Source organism: Streptococcus sp. k-90 (assembly GCF_013277565.1).
Classification (GTDB): Bacteria; Bacillota; Bacilli; order Lactobacillales; family Streptococcaceae; genus Streptococcus.
The window spans coordinates 128531-153781 of record NZ_VMNE01000004.1; the positions used below are offsets into that span (position 1 = coordinate 128531).

Genomic DNA, 25251 nt, shown 5'->3' on the forward strand with positions numbered 1-25251 from the left:
TCTCCTTTTTCATTATGAATTAATTGAAAATGCTTACAGTTATAGTATAACAAAATTCACTCATTTATGCAAAGGTTTGCATTAACTTTCTAGATTTTATCCTGACTTATGGTTTCCAGAGGCCTGAAGCATCTACGTAGTAGCGGCCTCCATCAACTCGCTCATTTTTAGCCATTTTGCCATCTGATTTCAAATAGTAATTTCCTTGCCATGCATTACGAGCGTATGAACCATCTGATTTCAAGTAATACCAGGCTTGGTAAGAAGAGTCATAAACCCACTCACCTTGTGCCATTTTACCATTTGATTTAAGGTAGTAAGCTCCTTGCCATGCATTCTTTGCATAAGAACCATCTGATTTCAAATAATACCAAGCTTGATAAGAAGAGTCATAAATCCATTCGCTCTGTGCCATTTTACCATCAGCTTTCAGGTAATAGCTTCCCTGCCATGCATTTTTCACTGGATTGCCATTTCCATCAAAGTAATACCAAGCACCATCCTGCTTAACCCAGCCACTTGTTGTTGCTGAGCTTGTATTGTTTTGAGCCGCAGTTGATTGTTTTGCTTTGAAAGCACCCTTAGGAGCATTCTTCAATTCGCAAGCCACACCATCATGATCGCGATCTAACTTGGCAGAATATCCCGGTTCTCCCTCGTGAATATCCGAGTATCCATTTGCCCAAGCTTCCTTACAGCTAGAAAAATGAATGTTTTCTTCTGCTAACACAGGCTGTGAAAACAAGGCTAAAACTGGCAAGGTAGCCAGACTCATTTTTAAAAATAGACGTTTGTTCATTTCTTTCTCCTATAATTATGATATCGTTTTCAATATTATTTTATCAAACTTATTTCAGCAATTCAAGGAAACTTCTGGTCTTTTCTACAAACTCCTTTGGTTTTGCTCTATTCAGAACATGAGAACCGTCAGGGATAATCTGGAACTGGGAATTTGACATCAGTTCTTGAATAGCTTTCATTGAACTAAGATTTGGCTTATCCTGACTACCACAAATTAACAAAGTTGGATAGGGACAATTCTTTGCAATCTCCCTTAAATCAAGTGTTTTTAATTCCTCAGAAACTCCAACCAGAAGCGATTTATCTGCTCCCTGTTTCTCAAATATCCTCTTAGGCAGCAATTTAAATATCAGCAACTGAATGTAAAAAGGGATATTGCCCGCTAGTTTCAATGGACAACCTGATAAAACCAAGGCCTGAAGATTTGGCAAATCGTAACTTGACAGCTCTAATGCAAGTGCAGCACCTAAGGACAATCCAATCAAAACAAAAGGTTCTGTCTCTTGAGCTAGGCGCTGATAAACTCGCTCCTTGACTTTTTGATAGCTGTTAACTTCAGAAGAAAATAACTCGATAGCCTCAGAAGGATAATCTGTCAGTAGATTCCGAACCTCTTTCCAAGACTCTGCTGACTGCCCTAAGCCATGTAAAAATATCAGTTTCGTCTACTTCTCCTGTAAGATTAACTCATATAAGCCTCTCACGGCATTACAGCCGTAAATAGCTTCCGCTTGGGCTAAATCTGCCAAGGTCAAGACTTTCTCTTCTACCTGTCCTCTTTCCAGCAAATGCTGACGGTAAATCCCTGGCAAGATTCCAAGTCGGACAGGCGGTGTATAGAGTTTTCCAGCGATTTTCAGAACCAAATTTCCGATTGAGGTTTCCAATAACTCTCCAGCTGCATTATGGTAAATAATTTCCTGCTTCCCCAGGCTCAAATGCGGTCGGTGGCTTGTTTTAAAATAGGTAAAGGCTTGTTGCAAATTGACTTCCTGAAGGCAAAGTTTGGACTGACAAAAACTTGGACTAAGGGGTATTAATGCTTGACGACTGAGTTTTATCTCTCCAGATTTGCTAAGGCTAATTCGCAAGCGGTAATCTTGATTAGCATCACAATCCTGACACTCTTCCTCTATCTTTGGTTTCAAGTCTTCTGCATCAAAAAGAAAGGCAAAATAACGACTAGCTTTTCTCAGCCTTTCCAGATGTTGTTCTTCAAACAACAAGTTCTTCTGGCTGATCTTCCCAGTAGTAAACAGCTGAAAACGAGCTTGTTTCCGATAGAGAACAGCCGCCTTTTGATGAACTTCTCGGTATTCAGATTCCCAAGTGCTATCCCATGTAATGCCGCCACCAACTCCATAGATAGCTTTCCCTTTATGCAGTTGAATGGTCCGAATGGCCACATTAAAAATCCGTCGTCCATGTGGAAGCAAGAGACCAATCGTTCCACAGTAGACTCCGCGCGGTTGAGGCTCCAAATTTTTGATAATCTCCATAGTCGCAATTTTCGGAGCACCCGTTATGGAACCACAAGGAAAGAGAGAGCGGAAGATTTCAACAAGGTCTACATCCTCTCGCAACCGACTCTTGATGGTCGAAGTCATTTGCCAAACGGTTGAGTACTGCTCTACCTGACACAGACGCTCCACATGCTCACTGCCCACTTCAGAAATACGATTCATATCATTGCGCAAGAGGTCCACAATCATCATATTTTCAGAGCGATTTTTAGGATCCTGCTCCAACCAACTAGCCTGCTCTAAGTCTTCTTGGTCAGTTATGCCACGCTGAGTCGTTCCCTTCATTGGTCGCGTTATCAATTCGCGGCCATTTTGCTCAAAAAAGAGCTCTGGACTCATGGATATCACTGCCATCTCGTCATGTTCAACATAAGCATTGTAGCCCGCCTCCTGCTCTACCACCATACGATTGTAGATGGCAAAAGGATTGGCACTTAAGTCTTGCTTGAGTTGGACAGTGTAGTTGACCTGATAGGTATCTCCCTGCCGCAAATGATGATGTATCTGGGCAATAGCCTTTTCATAGTCCTCTGCAGACGTTACTTCCTGCCAATTTGAAGGCAAATCAAATTCATCATAAGTCAGAGGAATAGGGGATGTTTCTACGCTATCATGAACAGTAAAGTAAAGCAGGTACTCGCCAAGTAGAGGGGTCTTGTGAACTGCTAACTTCTCCTCAAAAGCAGGTGCAGCCTCATAGCTGACATAACCCACCACATAATAGCCTTGCTCTTGGTAACTTTCCACTTGTGCCAGCAAATCTGCCACTTCTGCTAAATCTCTGGTTTTTAACTCTTTGATAGGCTGGGTAAAGATATATCTCTCCCCCAAAGCCTTAAAATCAATCACTGTTTTTCTATGCATATCTTAAGTATAGCATAAAATAAGAAAACCCTCATCCGCAAAGCAGATGAGAGAGTTCGATTATTTAAAGATTGAAGTTTTAAAGCTATTTGTTTGTTGAAGAAGTTTCTTGAAGAGTTTCTCTTTAAGTGATACAGTATTATCAAATTTAACTGAACCATTATTTAGAGTTGCTTTATCTTTATCGACAGCTGTAGCAAATGCATTCTTCAAGTCGTCGTAGCTACTGTATGTAGTACCGTCAATTGTAACAGGGTTAAATCCTGCTTTCGCTTGATCAACAACTTCTTTGAAGTATGCTTTCTTCCAATCTTCTAGAGTACTAAATTTACCATCAGAAACTTTCTTAATGATGAAGTCATCTCCTAGAGTAGCATGACCTGCTTGTTTAGACTCATTTTTCAGCATGTTAGAAGCATAATTTAGGAACCCTTTTTCATATCCATAATAACCCCACATACGGAAGGTATTATGTTTGAATGACATTGCTCCAGGAGCACCTTCACTTGTGTTACCACCATAGATACCAGCGGTGATAGGCACCGTTACATAAGCAGAACCGAATCCAGTTGGGTCATACTGACCATTACCAGGACCGTGTTTAGTCATGAAGTTTTTCTCTACTAAGTCATTAACAGATGTTAAATTATATTCTTTTTCTTCTGCATTTAAATCTCTAACATTGTCGTATTGGTTCTTCGTATTAGCTCCACGAAGTTGCTTATCTACTTTCTTGAACCAAGCGTTATTTAGTTCTTTACTGTGCTTATCAATTACAGCTTCACCTTCAAGGTAATCAAGAAGCATGAGCGTATCATTGAACCCTTTCATATACTGGTCAATTTCCGCACGAGATTTAAGGTCGTTTGGATTAGTGTTATACCATTGGTTCCCATCGTTTGGACGTTCGTAAGCCATATTCAATCCCAGTGCTTTAAAGTCACCGTTTGGACTTGTTTCAGCAGGAGACTGTAACATACCTTGAGCAAATGCTTCCAAGTCAGTACCTTCACGGTGTCTTGAACCACCTAAGTAAACCATACGGTCATTTACGTGAGTCGTTTCGTGAGTGAAGGCTGAGATACCAAAGTCACTAATCATGTCAGTAACCATGAAGAAGACTGAATCATCCTTATAAGGGTTACCGTAAATACGAGCTACAGCTCCCATACGCCAGTCAGTTGCATGATAACGACCTGTTGGTCCGTATAATTCACGGATAGGTGCTACGTCTTTACCACTATTCGTATGTCCGTATTTATCTGTGCTGATTCCTTTATAGTTTTGGTTATCTAACACAGGAGTTGGAACCATGTTATTGCTCTTAAGCAGTTGATTACGAACTTTATCTAATGATAAGCGAGACCAGAAGTCTAGGTAATTTTGTTGACCTTTAGCGACTTTATTGATTTCAGCTTTGAATGCTTCGCGTTCTTCTGCAGTATTCTTACCGTATTTTTCAAATGAACTGTAAGCCATAGTGTTATATGTTGAGATTAAGAACATATGAGCATCTTTCAAATTCAGAAGTGGTAGAATCATTTTACCATGCATGTCGTTGTTTAATCCCTCGTAGGCTCTGTGTTTCTTATCAGCAAATTCAGGAGTTGTTGTTTTAGGTTCAACGATATATACATTATCTTTAGTAGCTTTTATGAACCAATCGTTTAAGTCTGTATCACTTGTGAATAGACGCATATTATAGTCTAAGAAACTGTTTAACTCGCCTATACCGATAACTCCACCGATCGTTTCGCGATAAGCTTCTAAAGTTCTATCACCTTTAATGTTACTTTCTTTAGAACCAACTTTAATCAAGAAGTCTAACACATTAACATTCTTACCATAGAAGTCAGGTTTGAATAACATTAATTCTTTAATGTTAAAGTCATCGAATTTAACGCCGTAGTAACGATTTAGGTAAGATAATCCAAGAAGAACTGCGGCCTTATTGTCATCGATTTTCTTAATCAAGGCACGTTTTGCAGCTTCATCTGTGTTCAGTTGATGATCTTCATTTTCCACTAACTTCGTAACGAATTGAGTAAGATTATCTTTAACGTACTTGAAGCTTTCTTCTAGGTACAAGTCCTTAATTGCATTGACTTTGTTGCCACCAGTTCTACCCAAGTGTTGGTAAATCGGGTCAGATTGCAATTCAACAGGGCTTAATTTGCTTTCAATAGCACTGATTAAGTCAGCACGATCTTTTACAACAATGTTTGGTGTGTAAACAACTTCACCAAGCTCAGCAACACTATACTCTTTTACTTGCTTAACTTGAGAGTCCTTAGGAGAAATCGTAAAGATATCTTTTGTCTTATCTGCGTAGTGAACCATAATATGGTCGGCATCTGTAAGGTCTGTGACAAAGTCATTGCCTTTCATTGCAGTTACAGACAATACTTCTTTAGTCATTAATGGACTATCGGCAGCTAATTTATTTCCTTGATTTACAATCCATTCTTTGTTGTAGAATGGTTGAAGTTTTTCAATGTTACGGTATGCAAGCTCACGAGAAGCATCGTAATCTTGAGTATCTTTGTAAGTGTCAGATTTTGGTTTAACATTATTTAATGTATCTGAAACAAGAGGATTGATAACATAATCATTAGCCGTAATTCCTAATGTTGCAATTTTCTGGTCAGCTTCATCTTGAGACACTTCTTTAATTCGGTTAGAAACAGAGAATCTAAATGAACGCTTACCTGTACTTACATCTTTTACAATGAAGTTACGTTCTAATGCGTTATTTGAGAAGTATCCACCATCTTCGTCAATATCTTTAGATCCATAGAACACTTCACCATTTTCAACTTTCATCATAGACACAGAGTCTGCAACTTTACCCCATGCCCAGTTCTTACTAAGGAAACCACCTACTTCAACAGGTGTATTTACCTTAATAGTTCCTTTCGTAACAGCATTACGAACAGAACCATATTTACCAATTCCGTTAGGATCAGAACCGTTATCTGATCTAGCGACAAATCCACCGATACGAGCTTTATTAGCAACTATATCAGCTTCTACATATCCTTTATCAACATTACCTTTCCAGATTTCACCAACCATACCAGCGAAATCCCATCCTCTATCACCTACACCAGTAAGTTTACCGATATAAGCAACATTAGTAAGCTGTCCGCCGTTATCTAATTTGTTAACAAGTCCGGCAATTCCATCTCTACCAGTTATGCTACCAGTTACTTTAATATTCTCAACAGTAGCATTCTTAACAGTTCTAGCAAGAGCAGAAATGTTATCAATCCAAGGCATATTAATATCGACATTAGCTAAATTAACATCTTTAACCGAACCACCTTCAATACCACCAAATAATTGACGTGTCATATTGTGGATTGAATAACGTTGTCCCTCAACACTTGATAACTTACCTTTAAATGTACCAGGAACATACTCTTTATTTGGAGTTGGTACATTAGCTGCATTTAGATCTGCACCAAGTTTAAACTCACCGCTAGGGTTAGCTTTCATATCTTTTACAAGCTCATTGAAGTTGTAGTAAACATTACCTTCTTTTGCTTTTTGTTTTTCAAAGTAATGAACATACTCTTCGCTAAGTGTGTTATCTGCATTACGTTGAACTAAGTCCGGTGCTTTGGCAGTGACTTTGTATAAAGTTTTTCCATCTTTTTCTACTTCTTCAATCTTGTCAACAGCAAGTCTTGTAACTTTGTTGTCGTGAGTTGTAACTCGTAAATAAAGCGGAGCAACATCAGCTGGTTTTTCTGTAAGCAAACTAGTATCTGTTTCAGTACCGTCAGCGTCCACACTCATCAAGCTTGTTTCTTTGATATTTTTGATTTCAACTTTTTTGAGGTCAATTCTTAGAGGTTCTTCATTCAGAACTACTTCCTCATCGCCTTCACCACGGTCATAAACCATCTTAGTTTCAATCTTATAATCTTTGTAGTATTGCAAATCTGTCAGGCTAGCTGTTAAGTTGTCAGGTGAAACATTCAATGTTTTCACAATCTCATCACCTTTTTTCAGAGTTAAGGTGATAGATTTAATGGCCGCCTTGCTTGGATTTTCTAGACTGTATTTAACATCTGAAGTCCGTTTCAAATCCTTAGGTTCAACTGCAGTGATGGTCAATACTGGTTTTTCAAAGCTCTTGGTACCACGTTTCAAAATTCGGTCTTGAGGGGCCTCAATAACTTCTTCTGTTACTTTTGGTGCATCCTCAGTCTTAACTCCTTTGATAGTATTAAAGGTCTTAGTGATTTTTTTCTGACCTTCTTTCCCTTCTTGAGCTACGACTTCTAAACCTTTTTTCAGTTGATTATCTTCTTCAATCTTTTCTTTGAATGGAATCTTTTCAAGGCTTTCCTCTACAAGAGTTCCTTCAATTGGTTTTGTACCACGGCTTACCTGTTGATTTACAGGCTCCTTAGTCACTTCCGTACTGGTTGAAAGAACTTGATCAGTTTTGACACCTTCTACCGTTTTATAGGTTGTTTTTGTAACTTGACTTCCTTTTTCACCATTTCGTAGGACAGTTTCTTCGTCTGTATACTTAGTTGGATCCTCAGTCGTTTCAGTTTTGTAGTCAATTTCTGTAGTTGATTCTTCAACAAGGGTTCCCTCAGTCACCTTATACTCAGGTAACTGATCTTGAACAAGTGCTTGACCTTCCTTGTCTTCCTCTTGAGTTCCTTTTACTTCTACTTGAGCTTCTGGTAGTTCAGGTTGCGTTAAAGATTGGCCTTCCTTACCTACCTCTTGAGTTCCTTTAGACTCTACTGTAGCCTCTGGTAGTTCTGGCTGTACTAAAGCTTGACCTTCCTTACCTACCTCTTGAGTTCCTTTAGACTCTACTGTAGCCTCTGGCAATTCCGGTTGCGTTAAAGATTGGCCTTCCTTACCTACCTCTTGAGTTCCTTTAGACTCTACTGTAGCCTCTGGCAATTCGGGTTGTGTTAAGGATTGACCTTCCTTACCTGCCTCTTGAGTTCCTTTAGACTCTACCACAGCTTCTGGCAATTCGGGTTGCGTTAAGGATTGACCTTCCTTACCTGCCTCTTGAGTGCCTTTAGACTCTACCTTAGCTTCTGGTAATTCGGGTTGTGTTAAGGATTGACCTTCTTTGCCTGTCTCTTGAGTTCCTTTGGCCTCTACCGTAGCTTCTGGCAATTCTGGTTGCGTTAAGGACTGACCTTCCTTGCCTGCCTCTTGAGTGCCTTTGGCCTCTACCCTAGCTTCTGGCAATTCTGGTTGCGTTAAGGACTGACCTTCCTTGCCTGACTCTTGAGTGCCTTTGGCCTCTACCCTAGCTTCTGGTAAGTCCGGTTGGATTAAAGAGTGACCTGCTTTGCCTTCTTCTTGGGTTCCTTTGGCTTCTACTGGAGCTTCTGGCAAGGCAGGTTGCGTTAAGGCTTGGCCTGCTTTGCCTTCCTCTTGGGTTCCTTTTGCTTCGATTGGAGCCTCTGGTAAGCTTGGTTGCGTTAGAGCCTGACCTTCTTTGCCTTCTTCTTGCGTACCCTTAGCTACCTGATGCGTTGGTTCAGCTTGTGGTGCTGGAGTTGGGGCAGGTTGCACCTCTTTCTTCGTTCCGACTGCGATGACTTGTGACACAGGATTTTGAACCACTTGGTCTTCAATGACTTCTCTAACTTCTTGACCATTAACCATCGATACTTTGGTTACAAGACGACGCTTACCATTTACTCCAGCTGTGACGATACGAGTCTGTCCTTCTGCTAGATTCGCATCTAGGCTTGTGATCATTTCAAACGGAATCTCCACCAAGCTCTCTTCCTGTCTAGTCTGAGGCTTCTCAGATGAAGCTGGTTTTGATGGATGGAGTTCTGCTTCCTTAAAGTAGCCAATGTATTCATATCCATCAATATGGATAATCCCTTCAGCCAAACCTTCATGTGTAGAGGCTGAAATAGTTTGGTTATAAGAAAGTAATTCTTTATTTTCAAATGCAAATGTCCCGTAAGGTACAAAGGTGCTAGCTCCTAAAGAACCAATCAAAAGAACACCTAGAACCTCTTTGCGACCTTTTTTGGACACCAAAAAGACTGCTAGCGAGGCTGTTGCCAAACCAAGACCTGCCAAAGCTAGTTCCTTACTTCCTGTATAGGGAAGTTGTTGACTGGTAGTCGCCTTCTTACGATAAACTACATAAAGAATATCATCATCTTGAAATTCTGTAGGAACTTCATGGTGAATCAGGGCTTTTTCAGACTCGGTCAATTCCTGCTCCGCCAAATAACGGTAATGAACACTATGAGCACCGCCAACTTCATTGGCTTGAACCTTATCTACTGAAAGGGTACTAGCACCAAAAAGAAAGGCCCCGATTGCTACAGGACCTACCCCAACAGTTAGCTTACGAATTGAATATTTGGTGATTTTTTCTAGTTGTTGTTTTGTTTTTCTCATTTTCACGACTTTCTGATAGAATCTTGCGGATAGTGCGCACGCGCACCTCCAATTAATTTTGGACGACTAGCCAACGCCGTTACGTGAGCATGACCAATCTCTCTCAAAAGAGGGCGAATCGGAACCTGAACATGCTTGACATGCATACCAATTGCAGTGTCGCCGATATCCAATCCAGCATGAGCCTTGATAAATTCAACCTCAACTGGATCCTTCATAAACTTGAAGGCTGCCAACTGACCCGAACCTCCTGCATGAAGGGTAGGAAGGACACTAACGATTTCCAGACCAAACTGCTCTGCCAACTGACGTTCAACAACGAGAGCCCGATTGACATGTTCACAGCCTTGAACAGCTAGATGAATTCCTTTTTCCTCTAGGATATCTAGGATAGTCTTCACAATGATTTCCCCAATTTCTTGGCTGGATTCCTTGCCAATCTGACCACCTATCACCTCACTAGAAGAAAGGCCCAAAACAAAGATGGATCCTTGCTTCAAATTGGCCTTTTCCAATACATCTTTTACAATCTGGCTTGTTTCTCTTTGAATGTCTTTTTCCTTCATACTTGATACCTCTTTTGTCACTATCTATCATATCGTTTTTTCTACGTTTTAGCAAGATAGACAACCTAGAAAGCTTTCTCAATTACGCATAAAACTCCCAGAATTGACTGGGAGTTAGCTAGTTTCTATTCCATTTATGTATATTTCAACCGTCGTTCCTTTTTCGGGTGCAGAATCAATCTTCATCTGGTAATCTTCTCCAAAATGAAGTTTGAGCCGTTGGTCAACATTTTGAAGACCGACTCCCCCACGTTTGAGTTGACTTTGACTACTATCGCCAGCATCTTGGAAGCCAACTCCATCATCCTCAATACAGATGACCAAGCCTGAATCCTGTTTCTGGACAGAAAGTTTAATATGGCCCTGACCTTCCTTTTCCTTAATGCCATGGTAAAGAGCATTTTCTACAAGGGGTTGTAGGACCAGCTTGGGCAAGACTAAATTATCAAAGGCAGGATTCTCCTCAATCTCATATTCCAGCTTATCTCCATAGCGTTGTTTCTGGATAAAGAGATACTGGCGGACATGATTGATTTCGTCGGACAAGGAAATCAAGTCCTTGCCTTGATTGAGCGCCAAGCGGAAATAGGTTGCCAAGGACTTGGTCACCTGCACCACTCGCTGACTGTCCTGAAATTCAGCCATCCAGATGATGGTATCCAAGGTGTTATAGAGGAAATGCGGATTAATCTGGCTTGATAGGGCTTGAAGTTGGTACTGACGGGTCGTTTCTTCCTGCCTGCGAATATCTGCCATGAGGTGATCAACCTGATCCAACATGGCATTGAACTGGCGAGTTACCTCTCTCAGTTCATAGGCACCAGTTTCCTTGGCACGAAGATTCTGATTACCAGAAGTAATCTCCAGCATGGTTTCTCTCAAGTCATTCAAAGGAGCAATCCAGCGTTTAAGACTAAGCCACACCAAGCAGAGACAGGCAAGAAGAGATGTGACACTGGCTCCAAGCAAGGTCCACATGAGTTGACTCCGAACCTGGTCTAACTTTTCCAATGATGACACGCCAAGCACCGTCCAATCAGTTCCTGCAATCTTTTCCTGACTGACGTAGGATTGGTGGTCTAGCGTATAGCCCTGCCCCGTTTCAATATAGAGTTTCATGGCCTCCATTTCGCTAGCTGAGCTATAGACTGTATGTTTAGGATGGTAGACAAATTCATGGTTTTCATTGATGATAAAGGCAAAACCCTGCTGACCTAACTGGAGTTGATTGAGATAGGCTTCCAAAGTTTCATAAGAAATATCCAAACGAAGCACGCCCAGATTAGCCCCCTTTGCATCAACAAGTTCCTGAGTGACAGAAATGACCCACTGGCTATCTGATTTACGAGCGGGTGTCAAAACAGGCATAGCCCCCTGATGAATGGCCTTTTGGTACCAATCCTCAGCCATCATATCAGAGGAAGTTTTCATTTGCACACTATCATCTGTAGAAATGACCTGACCGGATTTAGTCACCAGCACAACAGTTTTCAAGTCCTGGTCTGCCTTCAAGATAGTCAAAAACAGATTTTGGATTCCCTCAACCTTGTCTTGACTGGGATTCTCAGCATAGGCTAGAATATCTGCCTGCTGGGTCAAACTAGTCGAGGTGGTTTCTAATTTTTTGATATAAGACTGGATAAAGTGGCTAGTTTGACTGATAGTCGTTTGGCTATTACCCTCAATAGTAGCCTCAATGACTGAAGAACTAGATTGATAGTAGAAAGTCCCAACCACAGCTAGGAGAATGAGAAAGACCAGAAAGATGGAAATAACCATTCTAACTAGAAGAGACGAACGTTTCATCTACCTTCCCCCTTCTTAAACTGACGAGGCGTCACACCCGCAATCTGTTTAAAGCGTTGAGTAAAGTAATTCATATCTTCAAAGCCAACCTTTTCTGCAATCTCGTAAATCTTCAGATCTGTAGTCAAAAGCAAGAGCTTGGCTTGTTTGACACGTTCTCTCACCAAATAATCCTGAAAAGGCAGGCCCAACTCTTTCTTAATCAAAGAACTCAGATAAGTCGGGCTAAATCCCAAGTCACTGGCTAAAGACTTTAAGCTAAATTGGCTATCAGCTAGATGAGACTGGATTTTCTGGGCCAAGTTTCCTTCAAACTTATCGGTCAGTAAATCTTGTAACTGCTCTTCTTTCTCTTCCTTGTCTAGTTTTTGCTTTATTTTCCCCAACATTTCCTCAATATCCTGACGAGAAAAGGGTTTAAGCAGATAGTCATCCACACCGAGTTTGACAGCAGAAAGGGCATAATCAAAATCATCGTAACCTGTCAAAAAAACTAGATGAACCTGAGGATAGGTTTCTCGGACCAGACTGGCCAACTGGATGCCATTTAGCTGGGGCATGTTGATATCGGTTAAAACAATGTCTGGCACCTGCTTTTGAATCAGCTCCCAAGCCTGCCTTCCATTTTCAGCCTGACCGATGATTTCCATATCGTAGGCTGCTACATTGACCAGCTTGGTCAAGCCTTGTCTTACCAGATATTCATCTTCTACGATTAAGATTGTGTAGGTCATGCTTCTCTCCTTTGTCACTTACTAGTATCAGTATAGCAAAATTCTCCTCTAACTGCTTAGGAAAGCCCTCTTAATCGACATAATCTAGTAAATAAGCATAACCTTTTTCTTCCATTTGATCTTTAGGAATAAAGCGGATAGAGAGACTATTAATACAGTAGCGCAAGCCACCCTTGTCCTGTGGGCCGTCCGTAAAGACATGGCCAAGGTGAGAATCTCCAACTCGGCTCCGCACTTCCATGCGTGTCATATTGTAAGACTTATCTTCCTTGTAGGTGGCGACATCTGGACTGATGGGTTGGGTGAAACTAGGCCAGCCACAACCAGACTCAAACTTATCCTTTGATGAAAAGAGGGGTTCGCCAGTTGCCACATCCACATAGATACCAGATTCAAATTTATCCCAGTAGCGGTTTGAGAAAGCCCGTTCTGTTTGATTTTTCTGGGTAACTGCATACTCCTCAGGTGACAAGGTCTTTTTCAATTCCTCATCACTTGGTTTGGGATATTTGCTGGCATCAATGACGGGATAGGCTGCCTGATTGACATTGATATGGCAGTAGCCATTTGGATTTTTCTTGAGATAGTCTTGGTGGTAATCCTCAGCCACTACAAAATTCTTCAAGGTCTCCTTTTCAACTGCTAGAGGTTGGTCGTATTTCTTAGCCACCTCATCAAAGACCTGGTTAATCACCTCTAAATCCTTGTCATCTGTGTAATAAACGCCGGTACGATACTGGGTCCCCACATCATTTCCTTGTTTATTTTTGCTGGTTGGATTGATAATGCGGAAATAATGAAGCAGGATTTCCTTGAGAGAAATTTGCTTGGCATCATAAGTGACATGGACAGTTTCCGCATGCCCTGTTTGGTTAATCAATTCGTACTTAGTTGTTTCCCCTCTACCATTTGCATAGCCTGAAACGGCATCTGTCACTCCAGGCACGCGTGAGAAGTATTCCTCAACTCCCCAGAAACATCCCCCAGCTAGATAAATTTCGTGCAAGTCTGCATCTTTACTAATTTCTGTTTTTTTCACTGTTTTTCCTCCTTGGCTAACTGCAGCCTTCTCAATTTGCGAGCTATCTGTCTGCCCTGCATTTCGCATCAATAGAAAATAGAAACCGGTTATGGCTAGGAAAAAAATCCCTGCCAAGACAAAAAGTTTTACTTTATCATTCATGACCTTTCTCTACCCCATTTCTTTCAATTCTTTTAAAATCATATCCTTATCCATAAAACCTGGTTGTGTTTTGACCAGCTTGCCTTCCTTGTCTATAAAGGCTTGAGTTGGGTAAGAACGGACACCATAACTTTCCAAGAGTTTGCCTGATGGATCAATTAAAACTGGGAAATTTTTATAATCCAAGCCCTTGTACCAGTTCTTAAAGTCAGCTTCAGATTGTTCTCCCTTGTGGCCAGGAGATACCACTGTCAAGACAACATAGTCATCACCAGCATCCTTAGCGATTTCATCCGTATCTGGAAGACTGGCTAGACAGATGGAACACCAAGAAGCCCAGAATTTGAGATAGACTTTCTTGCCCTTGTAATCAGATAAACGGTAAGTCTTGCCATCTACTCCCGTCAGTTCAAAATCAGCAACCGCCTGACCTTTAGTCGCAGTTTGCGAACTGACTTGTTCTGTTTTTGTTTGCTCCTTCATAGTAGACTCGTCTGACATGTTTTTAGCTGAACAAGCTGCCAAGCAACAGATTGAGCCTACTCCAAGGAGACATGTTTGCCATTTTTTCATTTCTTTTTCCTCTCTATTCAAATAATGTAGTCAAAATGGAAGCATTTCCCAAAAGCACCAAGATTCCCACCACGATAATGAGGAAACCACCCACTTTTTTGAGGGTTCCTAGATAAGGATGGAGTTTTCGAAAATGTTTCAAAACATAGCTGGAGGCTAGAGCTAGAACCAAAAATGGTAGCGCCAAACCCAGCGTGTAAATCAACATGAGACCAGCTCCCTGCCAAGCACCTGAACCACCTGAAGCCGCCAAGGCCAAAACAGAGCCAAGAACTGGCCCCACACAAGGCGTCCAAGCAAAACTAAAGGTCAACCCCAGTAAAAATGCCTGACTATAGCCCTTACCCTTTTGCCCCTGTCTCTGTAATTGTAACCTTCTTTCCTTGTATAGTCCCTGAAAATGTAAGACTTCCATCTGGTGCAAGCCCAAGAGAATGATAACCGCACCCGTCACATACTGAAACCAAGAGGCATACAAAAGGTCTCCTAAAAAACCAGCACCATATCCCAGTAAGATAAAAATAAAAGAAATACCCGCTATAAAGGCCTGAGTTCGCAATAAACTGACAACCGAAATTGAAAATTTGCCACTAGAAGCCTGAGCACCATCTTTGTCATCCAACAAGACCCCTGCATAGACCGGTAACAAGGGTAAAATACAAGGAGAAAAGAAGGAGAGAATTCCAGCAAGAAAAACACTGATAAAAAAGATTATATTATCCATCGCCTTCCTCCATTCTTTGATTTGATAGGACTATTATAACCCCAGAACTCCAGAAAAAACAGGTACAATGATAGGGAAAAATAGGAATTTAATCAGGTAATACTTCAAAGAAATCAAAAAAACATGAGTAAAAGGGTAAGCTATCTTACGTTTTCGAGCCAACATCTAGTAAACTAAAAAACAGATTCTTCCATCTACCGCGGAAAAATCTGTCATTGATTTATTGATTTACAAAAACTCCAACCACGCTTTGCGAACCTCGTCTTTGCTGGTTTCTCTGTATTTTTTAGTTCCAAGAATGCCATTATTGTGAAGTTCTTACAATAGTGCCTCAAACTCAGCGACGGTCATGCCTAATTGCGCACTCGCAACCTCTGCTGTTAAAAGATGCTGGCGAACAAGATTTACTAACCCTTTTTTTAGTCCCTGTTCAATACCTTCTGCCCTAGCTGTTTCCAAGGCATAGTCCTGCGCTAACAAGGCTTGTTCTTCGCGTCTGCGTTGTTCACTAAACATTTTCCTGTCCTCCTCGGACCAGCTCTTATAGTCCAGCAGTTGGTCTGCCTGGCTGATGGCTCGCTCGGGTTCTTGGGTAAAGGGCTTGTTACCGAAAAACTCCAACCACGGCTTGCGAACCTCGTCTTTGCTGGTTTCTCTGTATTTTTTTAATTCCAAGAATGCCATCTTGACTAGATGGTTTTCCTGACCATTGTTGGTAATGGTTAAAACTTCACCTGTCGTGTCCTCTCGCATACTGAAGCTATGAAAAGCCAAATCATCTGAAAAATAATTACTATCTACAATAGCTATTGCGTAAACAGGTGCAATATGCTTGTAACTCTGGTGTGTATCACCTTCACATTGGCGAATTTTTTCAAGATTTTGATTAACCTGACTGCACAGATAAGCCCACAAACGATTAATGAAAAAATTCTGATGATGAACTTGGATTTCGATAATAACCTGCGTGCCATTATCCAACTCCGCTAAGACGTCTATACTGGTATAGAAATCCTGCGCCGAGTACGGCAGGGAAGGTAAGACATGAATGTTACTTCCCTCCAAAATAGTCACATTTTTTGCTGGTAAGTCCAGCATATCGCGAATAAATTGACAAGTGATTTCTGGATTGCTAAAGATTTTTTTAGCTACCAAATCATTAGTTGGGCTGATGCCCGGATGTCTGAGAATCATCCTTTTCCTCCTTTTATTATACCACAGTTTTATACTCAATGAAAATCAAAGAGCAAACTAGGAAACTAGCCGCAGGCTGTACTTGAGTACGGCAAGGCGACGTTGACGTTGTTTGAATTTGATTTTCGAAGAGTATTAAATCTAGTTTTACTAGATTCACTGACTCTATCTATTTATTCGGAAAAGAAAGGATAAATGAAAAAAATAAGAACAGCGGATAAGCAATAAATTTTAAGCTTAACAGTCTTCCCTACTTACCTGGTAATAAATAAGATCAGCAAGATAGACTTTTCTCTCTACACCATTGGTAATAGTCTTGAGATAGGACATTCCAGCCTTCTCCATAACACGACCTGAAGCTGGATTGAGACTAGCATATCGTGCTCTAACATTTTGAAAACCTGCTTGAGTAAAACAAAAGTCCAATACAGCTTTCAAGGCCTCTGTCATCATACCATGACCCCAGTATTTCTTGCCTAGCACATAGCCAATTTCACAACTTGAATCATCCTCATCTATCTTAACGATACTGATATCTCCTATCACTTGCTCTGGGTTTTCTTTGAGACAAATAGCCCATTTGTAATAGTTGGGATTTGTATAGGAGGCAACCCAGTTACGAATCGAGTTTCGAGTCACCTCGACATCAGGATGAGGTTCCCAGGTGACATAGGTCAGATTATCAGCGGATGAAGCCCAATTCTGAAACATGGCTTCTGCATCACTTTCCAAAAATCTTCGCAAGATTAAACGATCTGTCTGTAATATTTGCGTACCGATTGCTTTCATGACGCTACCTCGCTTTCTGATAGATGATTCTCTGCCCAATCTCCATTGAAACTTGTTTTGCCTTTGAATCTCAAGGTAATACGCTAAAAAGGTCCCCCGGACCTTCCTCGCTTACCTGTTTCCATGCTCGGGGTAAAAGGACTAAACTCAGCAACAGCTAGAAAACGAGTTTTTTGTTTAATCCCTTGACGCAGTCGCTGTCTGGTTTGAAATGCGCTCTAGCAAGCTTTTTCAAACCTAGTCATCGTTGCGGGGGTGAGACGACGAAATCGAACTCTGTGAGTTACCGTACCTTCTCTCACTTTCTTATTTCAAGGTGAGAGGCTGAAAACCTCCACTGAAGGTTATTCCTGCTCTCGAGTTTCAGGGCAAGAAGCTAAAAAGGTCCCCCGGACCTTTTTACTCCCAAAAGTCATCAAATACGGTGATGGGTAGGTGGCGTTTGTGTTGGCCTTTGTGCCACCAGTTTTCGATAGTCGCTTGAGCTTCTGGGCTGATTGTTTTGCCTTCTAGGTAGTCGTCAATCTCTTCATAAGTGACTCCGAGGGCTACTTCATCAGCTAGACCTGGTTTGTCTTCTTCTAGGTCCGCTGTTGGGATTTTTTCATAAAGGGCTGGGTCTGCACCAAGTTCCTGCAAGAGTTGTTTTCCTTGGCGCTTATTGAGGCGGTAAAGAGGGAGAATATCCGCACCACCATCACCAAACTTGGTAAAGAAACCTGTGATATTTTCCGCGGCGTGGTCTGTTCCAATGACCGCTCCGCTATGGGAACCAGCAAGGGCATACTGAGCAATCATACGGCAACGAGCCTTGATATTGCCCTTGTTAAAATCTGAAACAGGACTACCTGTCGCATCAACTGCAGCTGTCATGGCATCTGCAGACTCCTTAATATTCACCACTAAACTGACATCTGGCTGGATAAAGGCTAGGGCTTTTTGAGCATCTGCTTCATCAGCTTGCACTCCATATGGCAGGCGAACAGCGATAAATTTGTAGCTGTCGTCTCCCGTTTCTGATCGCAGCTCTTCCATAGCTAGTTGGGCCAATCGACCTGCTAAGGTTGAATCTTGTCCTCCAGAAATCCCTAGTACAAAGGTTTTTAGGAAGGGATGTTTTTTCAGGTATCTTTTTAAGAAATCAATGGAACGGCGGATTTCTTCCTGGGCATCAATCACTGGTTTCACGCCCAGTTCTTGGATAATCGTTTCTTGCAAACTCATTCTTCTTCTCCTTCACCAAGAGCTTCCTTGCGCATCTTATCAATCAAGTCCATCTTGTCTTGCCATACATCACGCGCCAAATCCACTGGATAATGCTGCGGATTGAGCACGCGCTTGTACTCATCCCAAAGCTTGTCAAATTCCTTACGAGCATAATCCTGAATCTCAGTCAAACTAGGCAAGTTGTAAATCAGTTTCCCATCTTTAAAGATATCCACCAAGAGAGGAACGGCATCAAAATTACGAACGGTCTTCTTGATGTAGGTATAGGTCGGATGGAACATCTTGATTTCTGTCATGTCGCTCACATCCACACCGTCATAAGTGATATAATCGCCTTCTGACTTGCCTTTTTCACGACTGGTAATGCGCCACACCTGCTTCTTACCTGGCGTCGACACTTTTTCCGCATTATTAGACAGCTTGATGGTATTACGCATCTTGCCATTTTCATCTTCGATTGCAACAATCTTGTAAACTGCACCAAGAGCTGGCTGGTCATAGGCTGTAATCAGCTTGGTTCCCACGCCCCAGACATCAATCTTGGCCTTTTGCATCTTAAGGTTGAGGATGGTATTTTCATCAAGGTCATTTGATGCATAAATCTTAGCATCAGTAAATCCTGCCTCGTCCAGTTGTTGACGAACTTTTTTAGAAATATAGGCAATATCCCCAGAGTCAATCCGCACACCCATAAAGTTAATCTGGTCACCCAGTTCACGCGCCACCTGAATAGCAGCTGGCACACCGATACGAAGGGTATCATAGGTATCTACAAGAAAGACGCAATTTTTGTGGGTCGCAGCATAAGCCTTGAAAGCCTCATAGTCGTTACCATAAACCTGTACCAAGGCATGAGCATGGGTTCCCAAAACAGGAATGTCAAAGAGTTTACCAGCACGCACGTTGCTGGTTCCATTGGCACCACCAATCACCGCTGCGCGTGTTCCCCAGATAGCCGCATCCATTTCTTGCGCCCGACGTGTTCCAAACTCCATCAAGGGTTCATCTTCGATAACCGAACGAATACGAGCTGCCTTCGTCGCCACCAAGGTCTGGTAGTTGACGATGTTCAAAAGGGCCGTTTCAACCAACTGACATTGAGCTAGAGGGCCTTCCACCTGCACAATCGGTTCATTAGCAAAAACCAAGTCCCCTTCTTGGGCAGAACGAACGGTCAACTCCAACTTGAAATTGCGAAGGTAATCCAAGAATTCCCCATGATAGCCTAGCGACTCCAAATAGGCAATATCACTATCTGAAAAACGTAAGTCTTCAAGATAGCTTACAATTCTTTCCAAACCAGCAAAAACTGCATAGCCATTCTTAAAAGGCTGTTGTCGGAAATAAACCTCAAAGACCGCCTTTTTATTGTGAATTCCTTGGTCAAAGTAAACCTGCATCATGTTAATCTGGTACAAGTCCGTGTGCAATGTCAAACTATCATCTGGATACATACTTTTCCTACTTCCTTAGCTAGAAACACATAAAAATTTTCAAGAACTTTCACATATTCCAATAAATTAGTACTATTATATCACATTTTAGCTGGATTGAGAAAAGAGTAACAAGCTATTCTCCACTCTCCAGTTCATTCATGTCTTGTTCAAACTTTTTCTGAGCCCATTCGCCATAGCTCTTCAGACCAAGATTGCCAATAAAGACCCAAGGAAGGTAAATGACATAAGTAATTGCCCAAGCAGACAAGTATTTAACGTTCAGAGGATTGTGCTGATAAATTTCGATATTGAATTGATAATTCTGCAACATCAAAAGAGCCGTAATAGCCAAGGTTAAGAAAAAACAACCCAAAATCGTAAAATGAAAACGACTATAGTAGTTCACACCCAAATCTCGAGCACGGCCGAAAAAGTAAAAAATTCCAATAATGATAATGATGAGAATCATTCTCGGATTAAAAAGACTTGGTGCTAATACTGCAATCATATAAGATAAAAGCAAGAAAGCTATAGAGATATAGAAACTTTCAGCCCCCGCTTTATTCATCAGTTATTCTTCTCTTTCGTCTAGTAATTGATAATAAAAAAATCTATTTTTCATCTTCTTCCTCCCAAACTTGCTGATTTCTGCGATTCAAGTATAGGATAACTCGGTCCATAGAATAACTCCCAACGAGATAGATGATAACTGCTAGAACCACTTTTAGGGAGTACTTCCAAGTCAATAGATTGACCAGTTCCTCGCGATTTCCTACGATATCAATCAATAAAATCACTATAGAAAATCCCAAAGCAGATAAAATTCTTTCTTTTCCAGTATTCTCAACAATATCTCGAATATCAATTCCTACATACATGCGGCGAATAATGGCATACAAACCGACTCCAATCAATAAAAGTAATTCTGGTAAATAGGATAGAAGCGTTAAATTAAAAATATAAACTTTGGCAAAAATTTCCAGTGCCAAAAATAGGTACATACCCAAGAGAATTTCTCCTGAAATATTTCCATCCAATTTTTCCGTACGTTCATCTTTGATAACAAGTTTTTTTCTATTTTTCATCTTCTTCCTCCCAAAATAGTTGGTCTAACGTTTTGCCTAAGCATCTGCATATGGACTGACAGAGCGAGAGACTAGGATTATATTTCCCTGCTTCTATCAAGCCGATAGTCTGCCTCGTAACACCCACAGCTTCTGCCAAATCACCTTGTGTCATATCAAGCTCCACACGAGCTAGTTTTAACTTTAAATTTTTAGCCACTAGCATCCTCCTTCTATTTTTTAAAAAGTTGCGCTTCTTTTCAAAAATATTATACCATATATCTAACTTAATGCAATATATAAATGTCATTTTGTAATATTTTATTAACAAAAAACTCTCTATCATCTTACATGATAAAGAGTATTCGTTCTTTTTTCTACTTAGCTTAGCTCCTCTTCAAAGTAAAGAAGTCTAGGTCACAAATCCTTTTGGTAATAATATCTTTGCCCAATGTAGGGATAATCTTGTAAGGTAAAGACTTCCTTGTAGCCATGCCTTTTATAAAAATCTGGAGCTTGAAACTGGTAGGTATTGACAAAAGCAAAACGACAGTTTCGATTCTTAGCTTCAGTTTCTGCTTGCTGCAATAGTCTTGAACCGATTCCTAGCCCTCTCAGTTCCTCTTTTACAAATAAATACTCGATTTCTAGCCAATTTCCGAAAGTCTCAGCTACCAAGCCTGCCAGAAGATTGCCTTTTTCATCTTCAACATAAAGATTCAATGGCTCACTCTCAGCCTCTTCTCTTTTGGAACGGTTATAAGCACGAATCAAATTCCCTATTTCTTGCGCCTTCTGGGATTCCTTATTTTCCAATCTAAAGTACATCCAAACCTCCTCGAAAACTGATACAGCTTGATTATAGCCTTATTTCAATAGACTGTCAAATTAGCAAAAACCCACCAATCTGAGTTGATGAGTTTCAAATTTAATACTATCACTGCTTATATTCTTTTAATTTATAATTCGATAAATAGGACTTCAACCCTTCTAAATCTGTCGTAGTATTAAACTGGGCTTTCTCTAGCTTATCCATATCTACACTGCCATCTTTTTTGACTCCTGCAGCATAACTATAATCTTTATAATTAGTATCTTTAGATCCATCAGATTTGGTCTCAGTGACCTTATAGAGAATACTTATAACAATTACATTTTCATAAGCACTGTTACTTGATGAAAATACTCCTAAGAATGTTCCTTGTGGTTCTAGGGTATAAGAAGATGAAGAATTATTCTTGTTTTCAGACTTACTGTGGTCATCAATTTTCTTAAGAATATCCTTTAATTCCTTAATTTCACTGACCTCTTTTAGGCCTGAAACTGGAACTTCAAAACTCTTTTCTGCAGGTACTTTCCCTTCTTTTTTCAATTTTGTCAAATAGTAGTCACGAACCACAAGTTTGATGTTATCTCCATTTTTCAAATCATTGGCATCAGAATTACCATCAATAGTGAAGATATCTTCCTCATCTTTTGTTTTAGGAATAGAAACTCGACCATAGCCATTGAAACCTTCAAAACTTAAAGGAGTTAGTTTTAAGAGTTCTTCTTTTGAAACTTTTTCATATTCCTTCAGTGTTTCAACCTTAAATGATTTCTTTTCAGCTTTAACAGGTGAGTTTTGCGAAGTCGTTGTGACTGTGAAAGTCACTTCATCCCCATTTTTTAACTCACTTTTCTTATCAAACTCGTAGCGGACACTACTAATCATAGCCTTAGCTAGAGAAGCCTTTGAGGCTAATTGTGGATTGGTTGCCAAGGCTGATAAGGCTACAGGATCATTCTGGGCAAGGGCTTGAGCTTGTTCCTTATTAAAGCCAGCCTTTTTGTAGGATAGTTCCTTAACCATAGCCGCAATCACTTCTTCATTATAGGTCAAGGTTCCTGACTCTGAATAACCTGAAAATTCAACCCTAACTTCTTTTGCTAAACTTTTAGGTTGCCCTTGATAAAAGTTATAACCTACAAAAGCAATAATAGTAAGTCCAAGAGCAATCAGTACACCAAGAGTTTCCTTACGTCGTGTCTCAATGATGTGTTTTACCTTATCCACAAATCCTAACTGACTTGGGACAGGAGCTACAGGATTGGCATGTTCACTTTCCTGCTTAACGCTTGTCTCTTGCTCCGAAACTTCTGTGTTATTTGAAGTCTCTTCGTTTACCTTATTTTCCAACTCTTCCACTTAAAATCTCCTTTGTATAACCAAAATGGAATTATTTGATCCATTTACCAGATCCATCTACACGGTAACCATCTGGTGTACGTTCGCTAACAGCCATTTTACCATCTGATTTAAGGTAATAATCTCCTACCCATTTGTTACGAGCGTAGCTTCCTTCTGATGTCAAATAGTAATATGATTTGTAGTTATTGTCATAAATCCACTCTCTCTTAGCCATCTTACCATTTGACTTGAGGTAGTAACTTCCTGACCAAGCATTACGCGCATAGCTTCCTTCTGATGTCAAGTAATAGTAAGAACCGTAGTTGCCATCATAAATCCATTCACTCTTAGCCATGTAGCCACCTGATTTGAGATAGTAGTTCCCTACCCAAGCATTTTCAACATAGTCACCAGCAGCATTCAAATAGAAATAAGACTTATATTGTGAATCATAGATCCATTTGCTGATAACCTTTTGGCCATTTTGGTAGTAAGAACGACCTACCCAACCATTCTTTCCACTTGGTTGTTCTGGAATTTTTGGATCAGATGTTGGTGTTGATGTTGGCTTTAAGTTAACTTTTTCGTATTTAACAAATTCTCCATCTTTAATGGTCAATTTAATTGCTCCAACTAAAGTAAAGTAACCTGACTCATGAGAAAGTGTCAAATCCTTAAATGAAACTAGATAGGTTCCATCTGGGTAAGGGTTCCCATTTAGAAAAGATAAATTCAACTTTGCTCTACCAACATTTTTCTTAGCTTCCCCATTTGTAACTGGATTAATAACAATGAAAGTATTTGGATTTACCACCCGTCCTGTGTTTGCTTCTAAAATTTCAACAGCCTTATACTGGCCAGTTGCAACAGTTACATCAGGACGATCTCCAACAATTTCCAAGTACAAATTTCCATCTAGTCCCATCTGTGCAGTTACATCTGCATAAATCTTACGGTATTCTGCAGCTTCTACACTGCTTGTAGGGAGTACACTTGTTGTGATAACTCCTGCTGTTACGAGGCTCAACCCCATCACTGATCCTGTCAATACATGTTTTAGTTTCATCTTCTATTTCTCCTTTTTATTCACTAACCTTATAATAAAATTCGTTTGGATTGGACAATGTATCCACACTTTGGGTAATTAACAAACGATCCTTGCTACTGTCTGATGCATCTTTGAAAACAGTATCACCTACATTATTATCTGGATGTACAACTCCTTTTGGAATGAGTATAACCGAAGCACCACCAACACCACTGCTTGTGGTCATACCAAATCGAACCATATTATTTACAATCTTAGGTACTGTGTCAGTCAAGACTAACCCATTTGTAAAACCATTTTCATCAAAAGTGACTTCTACACCATTGTTATTCTTCCAAGTTCCTTTGATACTGCTGAAGTTTTTCTGGTAAATCTCAGCCAGGTGAGCACCAGGTTCCTTAGCCTGCTCCTCTAGGTCAATAAAGGGACGACTAGCTGAAGCATCATCAAAACTCATCCAGTTCAAGCCTTCCAAATCAATCTTTTTAATCCCATCTAGCCCTTGTAAACTTGAAGGGTCCTTGGTTTCTCTCAAATCATAGTTAACTGAACTGGCTTCCTGGTAACGGCCATCTACAAAGAGATAAGTTTTAGCAATGGCCTCAGGTCTAGGAGAATTGAAATTTAGATAAGAAATCGCACCGTTCTCATAAGGAATAAGTATACGACGTTCTCCACCTCTTCCAGCAACTCCACCAGACTTCACTAGCAGAGTTCCTTGATCAGTCAGATAATAAATTCCAAGTAAAATCTTATCTTGCTTAATCAGTAATTCCTTTTTCCCATCCTTATTGATATCATAAAAAGTATAAGCGATATCTATTCCATCATAATCAAATAAAATGGAATTAATATAAGATTCCTCTTTATCATCTGAGGAAGACTGAGGCATTTGTTTAGCCTGTGCTGTCTTAACCCTCTCTTTATAAGATTCCAAAACATTTTGATAAGCCACATGGTAATTAATCTTTGGTTGTTCAGCTTTTTTATCTTCTGAAGCACTGGTTTGGACTGTAGCGTCAGTTGACTCTCCCCCACTCGTCTGACTAGCCTGTTGACCACAGGCTGCTAATAAAATGACTGAGCCAGCCAATAACAAGCCACTTAAAATGCTTTTTTGGGACATAATACC

The 25251-nt window shown here is 40.5% G+C and carries 20 protein-coding genes and 1 pseudogene; all 21 read right to left on the minus strand.

Annotated elements, in window-relative coordinates; genetic code table 11:
- Nucleotides 1-112 precede the first annotated feature (112 nt).
- Nucleotides 113-799, minus strand: a pseudogene (locus HT734_RS01905) (N-acetylmuramoyl-L-alanine amidase family protein); the annotation flags it as partial.
- A 49-nt stretch (nt 800-848) separates the two neighbouring features.
- Complete coding sequence (locus HT734_RS01910; RefSeq protein WP_173278267.1) at nt 849-1460, minus strand: alpha/beta hydrolase; 612 nt, start codon at nt 1458-1460, stop codon at nt 849-851.
- A gap of 6 nt (nt 1461-1466) precedes the next feature.
- Entirely contained in the window at nt 1467-3188 is a 1722-nt protein-coding gene (pabB, locus tag HT734_RS01915; protein WP_173278152.1) for an aminodeoxychorismate synthase component I, read from the minus strand.
- Nucleotides 3189-3248: 60 nt separating this feature from the next.
- Nucleotides 3249-9605 carry a ZmpA/ZmpB/ZmpC family metallo-endopeptidase gene (locus HT734_RS01920; RefSeq protein WP_173278150.1) on the minus strand — a complete coding sequence of 2119 codons (6357 nt, stop codon included), beginning with the start codon at nt 9603-9605 and terminating at the stop codon, nt 3249-3251.
- Nucleotides 9606-9607: 2 nt separating this feature from the next.
- Nucleotides 9608-10171 (minus strand): TIGR01440 family protein, encoded by a 564-nt coding sequence (locus tag HT734_RS01925; protein WP_033680002.1) that lies wholly within the window; start codon nt 10169-10171, stop codon nt 9608-9610.
- A 114-nt stretch (nt 10172-10285) separates the two neighbouring features.
- Nucleotides 10286-11977 carry a sensor histidine kinase gene (locus tag HT734_RS01930; RefSeq protein WP_033680003.1) on the minus strand — a complete coding sequence of 564 codons (1692 nt, stop codon included), beginning with the start codon at nt 11975-11977 and terminating at the stop codon, nt 10286-10288.
- Nucleotides 11974-12711 carry a response regulator transcription factor gene (locus tag HT734_RS01935; protein WP_033680004.1) on the minus strand — a complete coding sequence of 246 codons (738 nt, stop codon included), beginning with the start codon at nt 12709-12711 and terminating at the stop codon, nt 11974-11976. Before HT734_RS01935 ends, HT734_RS01930 begins: the two co-directional genes overlap by 4 nt.
- A 70-nt stretch (nt 12712-12781) precedes the next feature.
- On the minus strand, nt 12782-13894 hold the full coding sequence (gene msrB / locus HT734_RS01940; RefSeq protein WP_173278148.1) for a peptide-methionine (R)-S-oxide reductase MsrB: 1113 nt from the start codon (nt 13892-13894) through the stop codon (nt 12782-12784).
- Nucleotides 13895-13903: 9 nt separating this feature from the next.
- Nucleotides 13904-14467, minus strand: coding sequence for a redoxin family protein (locus tag HT734_RS01945; protein ID WP_173278147.1), 564 nt, complete (start codon nt 14465-14467; stop codon nt 13904-13906).
- A gap of 13 nt (nt 14468-14480) precedes the next feature.
- Entirely contained in the window at nt 14481-15191 is a 711-nt protein-coding gene (gene ccdA2 / locus HT734_RS01950) for a thiol-disulfide oxidoreductase-associated membrane protein CcdA2 (RefSeq protein WP_173278145.1), read from the minus strand.
- A gap of 318 nt (nt 15192-15509) precedes the next feature.
- A complete protein-coding gene (locus HT734_RS01955) occupies nt 15510-16385 on the minus strand; it encodes an Rpn family recombination-promoting nuclease/putative transposase (RefSeq protein WP_173278143.1) in 876 nt (291 codons plus the stop codon).
- Nucleotides 16386-16622: 237 nt separating this feature from the next.
- Complete coding sequence (locus HT734_RS01960) at nt 16623-17174, minus strand: GNAT family N-acetyltransferase (RefSeq protein WP_173278141.1); 552 nt, start codon at nt 17172-17174, stop codon at nt 16623-16625.
- A 399-nt stretch (nt 17175-17573) separates the two neighbouring features.
- Entirely contained in the window at nt 17574-18398 is an 825-nt protein-coding gene (gene nadE / locus HT734_RS01965; RefSeq protein ID WP_173278139.1) for an ammonia-dependent NAD(+) synthetase, read from the minus strand.
- On the minus strand, nt 18395-19855 hold the full coding sequence (locus HT734_RS01970) for a nicotinate phosphoribosyltransferase (protein WP_173278135.1): 1461 nt from the start codon (nt 19853-19855) through the stop codon (nt 18395-18397). The genes nadE and HT734_RS01970 overlap by 4 nt, the downstream gene beginning before the upstream one ends.
- Nucleotides 19856-19970: 115 nt before the next feature.
- The gene (locus HT734_RS01975; protein WP_173278134.1) at nt 19971-20405 is read right to left on the minus strand and encodes a DUF6773 family protein; all 435 of its coding nucleotides are present in this window, start codon (nt 20403-20405) and stop codon (nt 19971-19973) included.
- 43 nt (nt 20406-20448) lie between these two features.
- Complete coding sequence (locus HT734_RS01980; protein ID WP_000797309.1) at nt 20449-20922, minus strand: DUF6773 family protein; 474 nt, start codon at nt 20920-20922, stop codon at nt 20449-20451.
- A complete protein-coding gene (locus tag HT734_RS01985; protein WP_001107501.1) occupies nt 20912-21121 on the minus strand; it encodes a helix-turn-helix transcriptional regulator in 210 nt (69 codons plus the stop codon). Before HT734_RS01985 ends, HT734_RS01980 begins: the two co-directional genes overlap by 11 nt.
- A gap of 197 nt (nt 21122-21318) precedes the next feature.
- Complete coding sequence (locus HT734_RS01990; RefSeq protein WP_000273900.1) at nt 21319-21729, minus strand: GNAT family N-acetyltransferase; 411 nt, start codon at nt 21727-21729, stop codon at nt 21319-21321.
- 109 nt (nt 21730-21838) lie between these two features.
- Nucleotides 21839-23089 carry a hypothetical protein gene (locus HT734_RS01995; protein ID WP_173268070.1) on the minus strand — a complete coding sequence of 417 codons (1251 nt, stop codon included), beginning with the start codon at nt 23087-23089 and terminating at the stop codon, nt 21839-21841.
- Nucleotides 23090-23120: 31 nt separating this feature from the next.
- Nucleotides 23121-24137, minus strand: coding sequence for a cell wall-binding protein (locus HT734_RS02000; RefSeq protein WP_173278133.1), 1017 nt, complete (start codon nt 24135-24137; stop codon nt 23121-23123).
- A gap of 16 nt (nt 24138-24153) precedes the next feature.
- Entirely contained in the window at nt 24154-25245 is a 1092-nt protein-coding gene (locus HT734_RS02005; RefSeq protein ID WP_000078903.1) for a DUF6287 domain-containing protein, read from the minus strand.
- Between the last annotated feature and the right edge of the window lie 6 nt (nt 25246-25251).